The following is a 15729-nucleotide window of genomic DNA, read 5'->3' as shown; positions in this document are numbered from 1 at the left end:
GGCTACCTCACCTCCCTTGAACTACCTGTACCCGTCAACGTCTTCAGACTGTTGCCCAATACATCAAACGCACGAACAACCAGCAACAATGCCAGTCCCGGGAAAAAGGCGAGCCACCACATGCCAGCAGATAAATATCTCATCGACTCTGACAAAATAATGCCAATTGCTGGTTGCTGCGGGGATAACCCCAGCCCCAGAAACGTAATGGCTGCCTCATGCAGAATCGCATGGGGGAAAATTAACAGTACGCCTACAAACAGTTGCGGGACTAAATGTGGCAGCATATGCTGCACCGCAATCCGTAATCGCGATTGACCCAACTTGTGTGAAATCTGAATGTACTCCGCGGATTTCAGTTGAATCATCTCCGCTCGTACAATCCGGGCCAGATTCGGCCAGTGCGTCAGCGCGATGGCTGCCGCCACTCCTGCCAAACCCCCACCAAATACAAAGGCCAACATAACCAGCGATACCAGATGAGGCACACTCAGGAACAGGTCGATGATCCATGAGATTACCCGGTCAGCAACTCGGCTAGAAGCCGCCCCCAAACCCAGCAGTAGTGCGATCAATCCGCCACCACATGCAGCAAGTAGTCCCACTTGAATGCTGGTTGCCAGTCCTTTTAACGTACGCATGAACATATCTCTTCCGAGCCAATCTGTGCCAAATGGATGCGCCCAGGTTGGAGACAGATTTCGATCCATTAATGAAGTCAGCGTAGAACCAGCGGGTAGTAGCCTTCCCGTCGACCACACAAGGATAATCCAGATCACTGCAAGGCTTCCCCAGATCACCGCTCTTTGGCGAGGATTGCGGAAATGTTGGTCTTTGGTACGAGCATATCCTCCTCTTCTAGTTTGGCTTGTTTCTCGTTCAGCCCCCACTTGCAGAAATTCCGAAGTAATGTTGTACCTTATCTCTTGTTTTGCAGTTTTCACTTTCTGTACTTGGGCTGTATCTGCCGTCTGCTCAGAGGAACGTTCTACAGTCTGCTTCATGATATCAGCTCCTCCTTCATTCGTGGATCGATCAAGCGATACAGAATGTCGGCAATCATATTACCCGTAAAAACAAAAATCGCACTGCACATCACAAGTCCAAGCAGCAGTGGAACATCTCCACGCAACCCCGCTTGAACCGTTGCCTGACCAAGGCCAGGGTATGAAAATACCTGTTCTGCCAGCACAGCCCCGCCGAACAGTTCACTGAACGAAGCAAACTGCAGCGTGATCGCTGGCAAAACAACATGTCTGAACCCATGTCGACGAAACATCTGAAATCCACGCTCACCCCGTGCTCTCGCAAATAGAATATAATCCGAATCCAGCACATCCATGAGCTTCTGCCGGGTATGCAGCGCGATGGAAGCTACCCCGGTCAGACTGAGAGTCAACGCTGGCAGAATCATATGAATAGCCCGATCTCCCCAGGTCACCTGATCAGCCGACATCCCTGCGGGTACCCCAAGGCCAACTGGAAGCCATCCGAGCCACACTCCAAATACCATTAGCAGCAACAGCGCAATCCAGAATACCGGCGTAGAGGCCAGCGTGTAGCAATACCAGCAGATCAGGCGATCCAGCCTTGAATCTCTTCTCATGGCAGCAACTACACCCAGAGTGAACCCGTAGATACCAGACAGTAGCCAGGCTACAGCCATAAGCGCGACAGAATTCATGAATCTTTCCTGGATAATATCCGCTACAGGTTGTCTATAGATCATTGATGTTCCCAAATCTCCCTGAATCAGTGCTTGTCCCCAGGTCAGCAATCGTTCCATTGGAGAGTCATTCAATCCCCAACGCTCTTCGATTAAACTGCGCTGTTCCGCACTTACCCTGATCATGTCTCCACCAATGTAAGCTTCGATCGGGTCCACAGGGGAAAATTGCATTAATATAAAAGACACCACACTGACTCCAACCAATAGAGATACAAGTCGCAACACTTTATTACCAACAAATCTGGCCCATCCATTCCTGCCCGTCATCCAATCTCTCCCCAATTCAGGCTAAAGCTACCGCTATGCTTCTTATTTCGCGCTGTTATCCCAGGACCATTCCTCCAGATTGGATGTCACTGGCCAGCCGTGACCATGGGGGTGAATCTGCTGCTCGCCAATGTTTAATCCATTCGTAACCAGATACAGATGGTCTATATTTACGAGCCACGCCCAAGGTGCATCCCCCTGATAACTGAAACCTGTTGTGCCATCCCATTCCGCTTTTTGCCAGTAGGGCAATGCCTCTTCCTCACTGGTGGCCTGAAGGGCCTTCTCCATCCATGAATCCACCACAGGATTACTGTACAGTCCTACATTGTAATATCCCTCTCCCTTGTGGGTACTGCTATAGAGGTTATAGGTTTCCAGTGGATCATGACTGCCCCAACCAAATAATACAGCGTTGGAGTAAGCCATCTTTTTCGTCTCTTCACGGCTTTTGCCTTCAACATTGATTTTAATTCCCGCCTGGGCAACCATATCCGCAGCAGCTAAGGCCAGAGATTGTCTTGTTAAATCCCCTGCAAAATAAAGCAGATTGAACTCGGCTTTCGTGCCGTTTTTCTCGACGATACCATCACCATCTGCATCCACCCAGCCACCAGACGCCAGAATGCGCTTCGCTTCATCAAGATTGGCATCCGTAAATACAGCTTCTGCATTGCTCCAAGGCAGATCATCACTGACGGAATAAGCAGGACGACCATATCCTTCAAGTACACCCTCAACCAAAGCCTTACGATCAATCACGACATTCACCGCTTGGCGAATCGCCAGATCGGATGTCACATCATTCCCTGCGGGGAGACCATCGCCCGACTTGGCACCAGCAGGCTGCATGGGGAACATAATGCCCCGGTTATCTACCGTTTTTACGGCCTCTAATGTCATGCCATTCACCTGTTGTTTGCTAAATGCTGCCGGGATCGCAGCGATATCCACTGTACCTGCCTGTGCAGCAGCATAGGCCGCATCTTCATCCAGATAGAGGAAGGTGAGTTTGTGGAATGCAGACTTGTTACCGTAATACTCTTCATTGGCTTCAACGATGGCCTGTTGTCCTTTGTCCCACTGAACCAGCTTGTACGGTCCTGATCCAACCGGATGCTCTGCATAATCAGCACCATAGGCGTGTTCAGGCACAATACCGAGTGTCGTCAGCAGGCTGATGAATGTTGACTGCGGCGACTTCAGTGTGAATACGACCGTTTGATCATCAGGTGCCTGCACATCAGCCATATTCGTCAAATCAATCACAGAACCACTCTGAGCAGCCGTATCAAACGTAAATTTCACATCCTCAGACGTCAAAGGTTCCCCATCAGAGAACTTCACATCATCCCGAAGCGTAATCTTCCAGGTTAACCCATCTTCACTAACGGAGTATGCCGTAGCCAGATCGTTAACCAGTTGAAGCTTGGCGTCTCTCTTCAGCAAAGTACTCTGGAAAAGCGGTGAACCATATTGCCCCCATCCGGTTGTCGGATCAAACCCGCCTTCCGGCTCGGTACCAACAGCCAGCACCAATTCGTCTTTAGTGGGGGTAGTCCCCGGTTGTCCATTTTCTGCTGATGACGCTGCTGGTGCTGTCCCCTGCGCACAACCGGTTAATCCAATAGAACATACAAGCAGGATCCCTAATCCTGTTCTAACTTTTCGTTTTCCCCATCTCCATGAAAATCTGCCCATTCTGGTCGTTCCCCCTCTATTTTTGTGCTACTCTGATTCATTTCGTGTTACTTTTTACGGAAATTGTAGCACAAAACACAAAACTTATGTCAATAAAGTTAACTCATAAATCCAAATATTTTCATATTAGAAATAAAATATAGGGTAAACTCCATAATCGAGCCTCTGGATTGTTTTTATAAAGTCAGGTATTATAACAAACAACAAAAAAACAGACGGTTGGCATCTAACCAAAGGTCTGTTTTTTAGATTCGCTATATTTTCATAGAAATTAATTCACACTTCATTTCATCTTAATCGGCAGAACGATGATGATGACTGTGACCATGCTGATTCACACTGTGACTGTGATCCTGACTTTGATTCGGATTGTCTTCCTGATCTAGACTCTGAGTATGAGCCAGTTTGTTGAGTTCATCCACATAAGTCACAGAAAGCTCAGCATACAAGACCCCTTTTTGCACCTGGATCTGTTGATGCAGATGTCGCAACCGTCCCAGGTTTCCCCGTACTGCAATGACCTCCAGGCATTGGTCATGGTTCAGGTGTACATGCATATTGGAGATGATGTCATGATGCGCCTCATGCTGCAGCTCCATCAAGCGAATCGGAAGATCACTGATATGGTGATCATAGACCATCACAATGGTGCCAGCCACATCCTGATCGGATTGTAGTACAGAGGGTTGCAGTAATGTTTTGCGAACAAGATCACGGAAAGCTTCGGATCGGTTTTTGTATCCCTGTTCCTCAATATACTGGTCAAACTGCTCAATTAGAGGTGTCGGAAACGCCACCCCGAACCGGGTCAAATCTTCTTTGTCTGCCATGCTTCTCCTCCTGCGCCCTCATTTGCTTCGAGTGTACCACAGACTTGTCTGCTCATCGACTATACTGTTGCATAAATCGTACTGCCGAACGTATTGCCTGTTGACCAGCATCACTCTTCAGATCAAATTGATAATCATGTCCCAGCTTCTCTGAGGAGTTCGAGAAAAATAACGTTTCCGTATCAACATCAAGCCGCTTCAAGACTTGTGCCAGCTCAATCGATTGACTGGTCAACGGGTCATCATTGCCTGAGGTAATAAATGCAGGCGGGTACGCTTCGTTAACCTGAAGCACGGTCGACATTTCATTCAGTCTCGGGTAGTCTTCAAATGTTTTGACTCCCGTATATGACCAGAGAAATGTACGTATGAGTGGAAAGCCTGTTTCCGCTACTGTGCTCAGATTGTAAGGACCACAGAATAGAAGAACCCCACGTAATTCTTCTGGCTGAACGGATGGTGTTATATTCATCAGCTTGGCGAGGGATGGATTCGTCACCACGGCCGCAGTCTGACTTGCAATCTGGGCACCTGCCGAGTTGCCTGCGAGAAATATGTTATCCGGGTCACCCTGATACTCGCTGACATGGTTCTTCACGTAAGTCAAAACCTGATTCGTCTGGATCACGGGAGTGGGATATGTCGTATCTGGTGCGAGCGCATAATTCATACTGACGACAACGTAACCCTGCTTGGCTAATTGTACGGCATAATCTGCGATGTCCGCTTTGTCTCCCAAGACCCATCCACCGCCATGAACCCACAGCACGACAGGCAAAGGTTCCGATGTTTCGGAAGGATGATAGATATCCAGCGTACTGTCATTACGGCCTTCGTCTGCATAGGGCACATTCGCAACACGAGTTACGCCTTCCGAGATTATACGATCTTTGCTGTTCCTATCTTGATTAGCAATCTCAATGAATGATTTTAATAAAAATACCGTTATTTTGGGTGTGAATTGAGCACCCATTCCAACAAAACCTATGATGAAAATGAGTACAACGCTGGGAATCCAGTACCGTTTACGTTTAAACCCTCTTGCCCCCGTACGTTTTGCCTCCAACTTGGACTGCAACAGCTTCACCTCGTTCCATCATCATCGAAGCGTCTTTACATCTAAAGTGGTGTACGTTGCGGAGAGGACCGGGTTTCCTCTTATTTGGATCTCTTGGCGATTTCCTGTCTGACTTTCATATATGTAGTGGATACTTTTTGCTCCAAAGTGTGGATATGTTGTTTTGTACCTGCCCACTTCTCTGCTGCAGAAGCCAATGTGTTCAATGAGCTGAGTACACGCGACGTTTGGCCTTGCTTTGTATTCTGTTTGAACTGTTGTAGCGCGCCCGAATATCGTTCTTTTGCCAGAGTTGCCTGTTTTTTAGCCGTTTGAATCTGTTTTTTCGCCGAGTCGGCCCCTGCTAGCATAGCTCGTAAACGTTTTATTTCAGTGCTCTTCCGTTTACGCGCTTCAGCAAGTTCCTTTTTCTTGATCCGAATGTCTTCTCTGGCGAGCTGCACAACGGGTTTTAATGTCTCCGCCTGCGTACGGATTGCTGCACTCCATTCCTTATTTTTGATGGCTTTGGCTGCATCCAGCTGTCGATTGACTGAACTATAGAGGGCGAATAGCGGTTCATATCGGGCTTGGGTCTGTTTTACCTTTTCAGATAAAGCCGCGATTTTCGCGTCATCGGTTTGTCTTATTACTACACGCAATCGCTCCAATTCCGCGGTATTGGCGGCATGAAGTGTTTTTATTTTTTGTTCCCAAGCCTGCTCTTGAGCCTTCCAGTTCCCTACTTTCTCATACGTTTGCTTCAAGGTTAACTTGGTTTGGGCATCGGCTTTGTTCAAAACGGAGTCCCAGGCTTTCTGCGCGGTTACACCAAGATCTATGCCCGCCGCCTCGACTGAAGAAGCAAAATAGCTCATGCCTGTGCCGAACAAAATCACAAGTCCTATAAGTAGGCGTGATCCAAATAAAAGAGGAGCGAATGATCGCAAATGAGATCGTTGGACTTTACGTTGACGTGCTGCGTGACTACCGCTATGTCCTGTCAGAACACGAGATGGACCTACACTTGTCTCCATTGAAGCCATGTCCTCTAAAGCTAAATCTTCGATAGGCTGTCGGACCTTCGTTCCTTCCAAGAAACCATGATGGTCTATGAAGTGATGTGATCTTGATAATTCCAATAGGGAACAACTATATACCATCGCTAACATGGCCTCATGTCCATTTATCGTTTCCTTCCATGCTTCTGTTTGCATGCGTCTCTACACCCTCTCTTCTAAAATATGTAGCAGAATCGCCAACGAAATCAGCGAACGACAAAAAAGCACCCGCAAGACAGGCATTTGCCTGCTCTTACGGGTGCTTCCCTCATAAGCCGTTCCATATGAGATTCGATTGAACGAGTCGCTCGAACCTTCCCTTTTTCTAATATATTCCATTCGCTGTATCTGGTCAAGTCATGCTAGTTTTCCTGGTCTAATATCAACCCTTTAATCAACGGGTGAACCCTTCCCGCTTATGGTTAACAACCTATATAACTCAACTTATTGATTGACCAGTATAGCTTTCATTGCCTCTGTTAGGTCTTCTTCTTTCAGCATCATGTAGATGTTCTCGCCACGAGTCACATTCAACTTAATCTGGTAGATGGTATCTCTCTCTGTTAGATAACCAGACCGTTGACGTTTGAGCAGATCGCTAATGATTTCTTTATTTTGGGTTGCGACCTGCTTCTTGATACTTAGACTCCCATCGATATATTCGGGCTCCGGGTTCGCCCACTGAAGCGAACCCGGACTGTTGATCTCCTGCTTCACAAACTGTGCGGAGACAATCTCGTCTGCCTGGACAAGCAACTGGTCGTATAAGTTGTTCTCCTTCAACCAGGCCAGCACCCGATCATAGCTAGGTTTGATCTCAAAATTCCACATCTCCCTCGGTTGAGTTGGATCTTTCGAAGACGAGTCCTGATTCATCTCTGCGTAAGCAAACGACTGCCACGGAGAGCGCTGTTCTTCGTAGGTCTGATCCAAAATGTCCTGTCTCAATAGTTCCTTGAACTCACGGACTTGCTCCGGATTGCTGATGTACACCTTTCGGTATGAACTTGTGGAAGAACGAATGCCAAAACTTAATGCATCTTCTTCCAGCTTATACGTTTCAAAGGCAACTCTTTTGTAGTCCTGGGATTGTTTCAGAGCCATCAATTCCTGATGGAATTCAGCTTCTGGAATATAGTATTTACGTTTCATCACCTTGCCGTTATCCAGCTTGTAGTTAATATATACATACTCATCGTTACGCATCCCTGGATTGATCGGATCATTCAATAAAGGAAGATCGGAATCGACAATTTTTTGATGAAGAGCGATAACTGCCCCCATGTATTCCGAATCATTGGAATAGAGGTGACCGTCATCCATCTTCTGATTGACACCATTACTATAGATATAACGATCCCCGCCAAGCTTGATACTTTTAACCTTATTCAGTTCAGGCACTCGGGCAGCGTATCCATTCCAATCGGCAATAGGTACGTACAGTATCAGACCAGCGATAATACCATATAGAACCATCTTGGGTAGTAACTTGCTGCTCCAGATCAACCATGTTTTACGAATAATCATCTCGGCAACGATATAACCTACAATTCCACCAAGAATATATCCGAAGATTCCCCATCCGGCTGATTCTCTTGGAGCAATAATCGTGAAGTAAGCTCCGCCAATCAGAACAAGCGTAAACATTAAACCAAAGCGGAATATAGGTTTTACTAGAGTGAATGTAACTGCTTGTGTAGCGGACTCAACCTGTCTCTTTGCATAGAGCACATAAGTCAGCGGAATAAACAGGATTGTAAATATCGAATAGATTATAAGCTCTCCATTAGTGACAGGAGAATAACTGATTGAAGCTACACGAAGAACAAGTGACATTTCTTCCGCATTACGTCCCAATTCATCGTACGGATATCCAAGCAAATAATGCTGGAGATGAAGTGACATAATGAACCACACAACAACAGGTAACAAGAGTAGCGCGTACACGGTGAGCCCCTGCAATACAGATTGACCAATACACATGCCGACTGCCACAGTTAGCATGAACATAAACAGCGAGTAAATACTCATGCTCAAGCCCCACATCCAGATCGCACTGCCGTCAAACAGAAATGCAGGTTGGTCCAGCACTGCCCATACCCAGCCGGTAATCGCAGTTGTAATCCAGATTGGAAGCAGGATCATGGCATATCCAGTCAACAGATTAACCGTTAACAGATGTTTACGACGTAAAGGCAAACTATGGAACAGATCAGAAGGTGAACCAGATTGAATATATCGAAAAAGAAAGATTCCAGCCGCTACGGGTAGTGTAATGGCGAACAGAATCTGCACTTCACCATTGGCCTGAAACAGACTTGTAATCTGCTGTGGCACGTCCCTGTACTCCGTAGCGATATATAACGGTAACGAGAACAGCAACGTGATTAGATATAAAATGCCGATCCATCCATGCTGTCTGAAATTTTGGATCAGGATGCCCCGGTTACAGAACAATCGGTTGAATATCATACCCTGCGTCCTCCATTTCGTAGATAAAGATTTCTTCGAGCGTCAGAGGCAGTACATCCAGCAGATAAGGATCATGTATACGGAATTGATCCGTTACCTGTTGTCGGTTGCCTTTGACAATGTACAGGGATACACTTCCCCGTTTTTCTTCATGCAAAATATTAATCTGTTCATCCATGGCTTTGGCATGGTCCGGGTGGCGGAAAGCAACCTGAATTTTGTGCGTATCGGCCTTCAGATCATCGAGATCCTTCTCTACAATAATTCGGCCTTTGTGCATAATCGCCACATGGTCACACAGATCTTCAATCTCACGCAAGTTGTGTGACGAGATAACAATGGTTACCTGACGCTCAGCTGCTTCCTGGAAGAGCAAGTTTTTGATCTGCTGGCGCATGACCGGGTCGAGGCCGTCAATCGGCTCATCCATCAGCAGCACTTCAGGCATGCAGCTAAGTCCCAGCCATACGGCTGCCTGACGGCGCATGCCTTTGGACATGCGATGCAGCTTGCGTTTGATATCCAGTTTGAACACGGTGGCCAGTTGCTTGAACCGATCCTCATTCCAGTGTGGATATACGGAACGATAGAATGCAGCCATCTGTGTTATTGAAGATTGCGGGAAAAAATAGGGCGAATCTGCCATAAAAATCGTGCGGCCTTTGAGATCCATATTTTCATAAATCTCATTATCTTCGATACGTACTGTCCCGCTGTCCTGACGGTAAATGCCAGCCATCATTTTGAGCAGCGATGTCTTGCCTGCCCCGTTGGAACCGAGCAAACCATAGATCGATCCCTTATGTATGTTCATCGTTACGCCATCCACTGCCTTTTCCTGTTCAAACGCTTTGACGACTTGATTCAGCTCAATCATGAGGCTCCTCCTTCTCTATACGGGCCATCGCTTCCTCAAACAAAAGCGTCATATCCGCTTTGGTCATACCGGAATACGAAGCTTCTGCAATCAACTTCACCAGAGACTCTCTGATCTCATCTCTCATGGCTTCATTCGGATGTTCCACTGACGATGATACGAAGCTCCCTTTTCCCTGCAAAGAATAAATGTAACCTTCACGTTCAAGCTCGCGATACGCTTTCTGAATCGTATTCGGATTCACAGTCAGTTGCGTGGATAACGCACGAACGGAAGGAAGCTGCTCGTCGGGCTTTAGAATACCGTATACGATCATTTCTTTGACTTTGTCCACCAGTTGCTCGTAGATCGCCTTACGGCTGCGTACATCTAATTCGAACATCCCGCACCTCCTTTCTGTAAATGTTTGAAATAACCTATGGGTTTAAATGACTGTATCTGAAGTGTATTAGGTGTATTAACTGTACTACTATTATTAATACAGTTAAATCGGATTGTCAACCGTTAACTTTGACTTCCTGTTTTATTCGGAGTACGTTAAAAGAGATAACATATGGTTTATTTGACATATCAAATATTTGGGAGCAAGTTCGTCTCGACTTAGGACGGGATATAATTAGAGTGGCATTTATATGAGGTCAGGTGAGATAGGCTTACTGAAGTGATACGTCTACTTGAAGCGTTATGGTTATTTGATGTGATACGCCTACCCGGACCTTTGCTTGACGCTTATGACAGAATTACATGCAAAGGTTGTTCAGGTCTTTCCCCTTCCGTTATGATGGAGATGATCTATTGTTCAATAATCACTGTATCTTGATTACTTTTTTGTGCACGTTTAACCTGATTGATTGTTAGGTCTGTCATGCGCTATATGTTGTGTTGCTTGGTCGATTCATTGTCTGCACGGTGGTTGGCTGTTCAACAGGCATCTACATTAGAGTAGCAAGACTATATATTGGCTTTAAGTTTGGGTTTGCACAAATGAGCTACTATGAGGAGTCAAGTGTAGAGCCGCTCCATTATTCATGAGGCTTGTTGGTATGAAATTTGAAGATTGATATTTGTCTGTTCGTATGAGGTGCCAACTCGTGTTGTCCGCCCTGCGCATACATATTGTAGATATGTCTTTCAAAGGGTGGACACGGACATGTGTAATCAAGCTGAAATTAATATTCTGCATATAGATTGTTAACATTTCTTTAATCAAAAAACTTCTATATGTAGTGTTTCATTTATTTGGAGAGATATAGTACCTTTTTAGAAAAAGTGTCCACTCTTTGAAAGACAAAATTGAGATAAATGTTCTTTTGTAGTGGACAAATATATGATCGTATTTAACGGATACAAGTTGAACTATACATTCACAGAGAAATAAATATTCAGAAAATAAATATTCAAAGCAGGAATACAGCAGAAGAAGTGTAGCTGAAACATTCTGTAGGAAGCTACCTCCAAAGCATCTGTTACACCCTTAATACCTCACAAGGAGAATTCGAGATGAATGAACATAAACAGGATGAACAACAAAGTAATAAACCGAACGCATCACTCGAAGCTAATGGACACCCGGGAGAAATAACCGGGGAGATGATCACTTCAGATATCCGGTCGGTCCAAACAACTTCATCATCACGTGTGTTAATTGTCACTGCGGTGGATGCGGAAAAAGATGCGATCCTACGCGGCTTGGGCGACACGGCCGCGGAACGTTTTGACGTCATTGCTGCGGGCGTTGGCCCAGCCTCGGCCGCTGCGGGAACAGCCGCTACATTGGCATATGCCGTAGCGGCTGCAAGCACAAGTGCGTTGGCGCACGGTCCCACCGCGCCAAGCCCATCGGATGTGGCACAGACATCTGCCACATCTTCAAAGCCGGGGCCCCTTGCCGGGGCCGGATATTCACCAGCCTACAGGCTGGTGATCAGTGCCGGCATCGGCGGCGGGTTCCCCGGCCGGGCGGACGTCGGCTCCCTTGTGGTAGCCGACGCCATGGTTGCTGCCGATCTGGGCTCGCAGACGCCAGACGGCTTCCTTAGTGTGGACGAGCTCGGATTCGGCTCGTCCATTGTGGCGGCGGACGCGGAGCTTGCCGCTCGCCTGCGCCATGAGCTGCAGCGGGCCGGGCTCGCTGTCAGCGGAGGCACTGCGGTCACCGTGTCCACGGCGACCGGAACAGCGGAGACGGCCGCGGAGCTATTGCGCCGCGTGCCAGATGCCGCCGCCGAAGGCATGGAAGGCTTCGGCGTGGCAACAGCTGCCCAGCAGTTCGGCGTGCCAGCACTCGAACTGCGGGCCATATCCAACGCGGTCGGTCCACGCGACCGCGACGCTTGGCGCATCAAGGATGCCCTCGATGCGCTCCAGGCTGCAAGTTCCATTTTACGGGAGGTTATTACATCATGAAAATTGCATTTTCCCCTTGTCCAAATGATACATTTATCTTTCACGCGTGGGTGCACGGGCTGATCCCGGGCGCACCTGAGCTGGATGTCCGGTATGCTGATATTGATATTACCAATGGTCTGGCGGCTAATCCGGATGGACCCGACACACCTGAAGTGATGAAAATATCTTATGCAGCACTGCCATACGTGTTATCTGACTACGCTCTGCTTCCTGCTGGAGGCGCACTCGGCAGAGGATGCGGTCCGCTGGTTCTGACCGCAAACGGAACGACCGATCCAGCCTATCTGTCTGGACGACGAGTTGCTGTGCCGAGCGAACGCTCAACAGCATATCTATTATTTCGTCTGTGGGCAGCACAAAATGTTCCTGGCGGCGTAGGTGAGATTGTGGTCATGCCATTTGACCAGATCATGCCTGCTGTGCGGGACGGCAAGATCGATGCCGGACTTGTCATCCATGAAGCACGCTTCACGTACCAGAACTATGATCTCAAACTGATGACGGATCTTGGTAACTGGTGGGAAAGCGATACCGGTCTTCCGATTCCGCTCGGAGCAATCATTGCACGTCGCGACATGGATGCTCACGCCCTCGCCGGATGGGCACGCGCCTCCGTTGAATATGCATGGGCGCACCCGGATGAGTCGAGAGCATACGTGATGGAACATGCTCAAGAAATGGATCCTGACGTGGCTGCACAGCATATCGGACTGTATGTTAACGAATTCAGCGCTAATCTGGGCGATGATGGATATGGTGCGATTACTGCACTACTTGGACGTGCCATGAAAGAAGGACTCGTTCCCGAGTTCGATCTTGATCTGTTGCGGATCTAATATTTGATTTTTTTCAGCTATTTCTTAACTGTTTCTTTAGTTATTTCTTTAGTTATTTCTTTAGTTATTTCTTTATCTATTTTGTTAGCTATAATCTGTACGCTCTAAATCTAACGAACCCTACGCACCCTATTTAGCCTAATATCATGCGTTGAGAATTCTAACGAATCTCAGACACTCTATTCATCTAGAAATGGGGCATATCACTGAAATTTCGCTTATTTCCACACAATAACGCTTCTACGATTCGTTAGAATTGGGTATGTGCAAATTTTAAGCGAATAGCGTGCGCTGGGTTCGTTAGACTTGAGCGACACACGATCTCGACATAGAAGCAGAAAGAGCTGCCCCCTAACGTCAGATTCATGACGATGGGACAACTCTTTTTTTGACTTTATATACAATTCTATATTCAACTTCTTATTTCAACTTTTTATTCCACTTCATGTTCAACTTCATATCTATCACTCTACTCAACCCAAGATCAAAGCAGAAAGAACCCCATGCAACTCCATGCTCTCCACGTCATCTTGAACCCTACTGTACTCCATTATCCCAGCCCACTGCTCTCCCATTCACAATTGCGGTCTACGATACAAATCCAACCATCGCCTACGATCTGCTGCAACCGCAACCGAACGATAGCAAACCTTCCCTACGATTCAGCCACAATGGTGCGGATCATCATCCGCAGCGCATCCAGCATCACGGGTATAGGTAGCGAAGGGACGGAAGGCTGCAACACAGCCATCTCTGTCGAGGCAGGAAAGTGTACAAATCCGGCACGGATCGGAAGTTGCCCTACTCGAATGTGATCGAGCAACCGGTACATCGTGTTGTTGCAGATATACGTGCCTGCTGTATTAGAGACGGCTGAGGGAATACCTGCTGCTGACATGTCATTTACCATGGCTCGGATCGGCAACGTGGAGAACAAACCGTCTGGGCTGCCGTCTACAATGGGCTCGTCCACGGGACGTTGCCCCTGATTATCCGCGTAGGAGCCAGGCGGAATGTCTTTGACATTCACGGCAATCCGCTCCGGTGTGATGCATGTTCTGCCCTTGGCCAGCCCACAGGCGATGACAACATCTGGCCGATAGGCTTCCATCTCTGCGATGAGCAGGTCTGCACATTCATCGAAGTGCACGGGCAACAGTACTGTTTTTAGCTCAGCCCCCTCCACCACCTCGTTCGTAAGAGCTTCCATTAACGCTCCAGTCGGATTCACTGTGTCCCCGCCAAAAGGTTCAAACCCGGATATCAGAATTTTCACCATTACACGTCAGCTCCTGTCTGTTTACTCCGATTTGTAACGCAATCCCCACTGACCCCGAATCGTGTCCATCAGTTTCATAATTTCCAGGGATTCGTCCAGTTTAATCGTATTGCTCTCCGTCCGACCTTGGAGGATACAGCGTCCGGCTTCTTCTGCCTCAAAAGCATAACCAATACATGTTCGATCATCCGTGAATTTCTCCGGCTCGTCCTGACCGTTCACATGCAGATAAGCTTCTTTGCCCGCGAGGAACAAAGGCAGACGAATCTTGCCCTCCGTACCGTATATGACCGCTTCATTGCTGAGGTTCAGACGAATGGCAGCACTCAATGAAGCGGAGCGTCCCTCGGAATAGGACAACAACACGGAAAACTGCTCATCCACACCCGTCTCACCAATATTGGCCGCACTCCATACATGCTGGGGCTGTTCGCCAAAGATCATCGAAGCAAAGGAGATCGGGTACACCCCTGCATCAAGCAAAGCTCCTCCGCCCAGATCCGGATTAAGCAACCTTCCTTCCGGCTCCCAACCGGCACGGAATCCAAAGTCTGCCTGAAGCAAACGTACTTCACCAATTCGACCTTCTGCGATCCATGCTCTAGCTTGAGCAATCGGCGGCAAAAAGCGTGTCCACATCCCTTCCATCAGGAAAAGATTGCGCTCCCGTGCCGTCTCCACCAGTTGCTCCAGTTGACGCGCATTCATCGTAAACGGCTTTTCACAGAGCACCGCCTTACCTGCCTCGAGGCAAGCCATGACATTCTCCTTATGCACAGGATGTGGTGTTGCCACATAGATAATATCTACCTCAGGATCTTGAAGCATCTCATCATACGAGCCGTAAGCGCGTGCAAAACCATATTCAGCTGCAAACTTCTCCGCGCTTCCCTCTGTCCGCGAACCTACCGCTGCTTTCACTGCGTTCCCGGCATGCTCCAGATCCTTTGCAAACTGGGATGCAATCCATCCCGTGCCCATAATGCCCCAACGTACTTTGTCCCGTCCCGCTACTTCGGTCATTTTAAAGCCTCCCTAACTGCAAATGGTGTTGAAAAAGTTCATGATTCAGATCAGGCCAACAGGTTATCCCCTTTATTTTACCAAAAAGAAATGCCTACGTCAGAAAACGGTTTCGATTATTTACTTTTATATACGTTCATTAAACTTCCACCTTATCAGCAACTCGAACATATCTGTGTACATTTCAA

Annotated in this window: 13 protein-coding genes; 2 read left to right on the top strand and 11 right to left on the bottom strand. The window is 47.6% G+C overall.

What is annotated here, in order from left to right:
- Positions 1–2: 2 nt before the first annotated feature.
- The 9 genes from MKY85_RS05640 to MKY85_RS05600 form a co-directional block, all read right to left on the bottom strand.
- Positions 3–1004, bottom strand: coding sequence for an ABC transporter permease (locus tag MKY85_RS05640; protein WP_342572047.1), 1002 nt, complete (start codon positions 1002–1004; stop codon positions 3–5).
- Complete coding sequence (locus MKY85_RS05635) at positions 1001–1996, bottom strand: ABC transporter permease (RefSeq protein ID WP_342572046.1); 996 nt, start codon at positions 1994–1996, stop codon at positions 1001–1003. The genes MKY85_RS05640 and MKY85_RS05635 overlap by 4 nt, the downstream gene beginning before the upstream one ends.
- A 42-nt stretch (positions 1997–2038) precedes the next feature.
- On the bottom strand, positions 2039–3697 hold the full coding sequence (locus tag MKY85_RS05630) for an ABC transporter substrate-binding protein (RefSeq protein WP_342572045.1): 1659 nt from the start codon (positions 3695–3697) through the stop codon (positions 2039–2041).
- Between the two features lie 293 nt (positions 3698–3990).
- Positions 3991–4527 carry a nickel-responsive transcriptional regulator NikR gene (nikR, locus tag MKY85_RS05625; protein ID WP_342572044.1) on the bottom strand — a complete coding sequence of 179 codons (537 nt, stop codon included), beginning with the start codon at positions 4525–4527 and terminating at the stop codon, positions 3991–3993.
- Between the two features lie 52 nt (positions 4528–4579).
- Entirely contained in the window at positions 4580–5605 is a 1026-nt protein-coding gene (locus tag MKY85_RS05620) for an alpha/beta hydrolase (protein WP_342572043.1), read from the bottom strand.
- Positions 5606–5685: 80 nt separating this feature from the next.
- Positions 5686–6621, bottom strand: a complete 936-nt coding sequence (locus MKY85_RS05615) for a hypothetical protein (RefSeq protein ID WP_342572042.1) — start codon at positions 6619–6621, stop codon at positions 5686–5688.
- Between the two features lie 468 nt (positions 6622–7089).
- Positions 7090–9117: a hypothetical protein gene (locus MKY85_RS05610; RefSeq protein WP_342572041.1), complete on the bottom strand. Its 2028-nt coding sequence runs from the start codon at positions 9115–9117 to the stop codon at positions 7090–7092.
- Complete coding sequence (locus tag MKY85_RS05605; protein ID WP_342572040.1) at positions 9092–9994, bottom strand: ABC transporter ATP-binding protein; 903 nt, start codon at positions 9992–9994, stop codon at positions 9092–9094. Before MKY85_RS05605 ends, MKY85_RS05610 begins: the two co-directional genes overlap by 26 nt.
- Complete coding sequence (locus MKY85_RS05600; protein WP_339240045.1) at positions 9987–10376, bottom strand: GntR family transcriptional regulator; 390 nt, start codon at positions 10374–10376, stop codon at positions 9987–9989. The genes MKY85_RS05605 and MKY85_RS05600 overlap by 8 nt, the downstream gene beginning before the upstream one ends.
- A 1118-nt stretch (positions 10377–11494) precedes the next feature.
- Here MKY85_RS05600 and MKY85_RS05595 point away from each other — a divergent pair.
- Together MKY85_RS05595 and MKY85_RS05590 are read left to right on the top strand one after the other, a co-directional pair.
- Complete coding sequence (locus MKY85_RS05595) at positions 11495–12400, top strand: futalosine hydrolase (RefSeq protein ID WP_342572039.1); 906 nt, start codon at positions 11495–11497, stop codon at positions 12398–12400.
- Positions 12397–13239 (top strand): 1,4-dihydroxy-6-naphthoate synthase, encoded by an 843-nt coding sequence (locus MKY85_RS05590; RefSeq protein ID WP_339303764.1) that lies wholly within the window; start codon positions 12397–12399, stop codon positions 13237–13239. The genes MKY85_RS05595 and MKY85_RS05590 overlap by 4 nt, the downstream gene beginning before the upstream one ends.
- A gap of 655 nt (positions 13240–13894) precedes the next feature.
- Here MKY85_RS05590 and MKY85_RS05585 read toward each other — a convergent pair.
- Positions 13895–14518, bottom strand: a complete 624-nt coding sequence (locus tag MKY85_RS05585; RefSeq protein WP_342572038.1) for a pyroglutamyl-peptidase I — start codon at positions 14516–14518, stop codon at positions 13895–13897.
- Positions 14519–14539: 21 nt separating this feature from the next.
- Positions 14540–15541 carry a Gfo/Idh/MocA family oxidoreductase gene (locus MKY85_RS05580; protein WP_342572037.1) on the bottom strand — a complete coding sequence of 334 codons (1002 nt, stop codon included), beginning with the start codon at positions 15539–15541 and terminating at the stop codon, positions 14540–14542.
- Positions 15542–15729: the final 188 nt, after the last annotated feature.

Origin of the sequence: Paenibacillus sp. FSL R5-0749 (assembly GCF_038595085.1) — a bacterium.
In the GTDB taxonomy this organism is placed as follows: Bacteria; Bacillota; Bacilli; order Paenibacillales; family Paenibacillaceae; genus Paenibacillus.
Note: the sequence above shows the minus strand (reverse complement) of the source record. Positions and strands in the feature narration are given on the sequence as shown.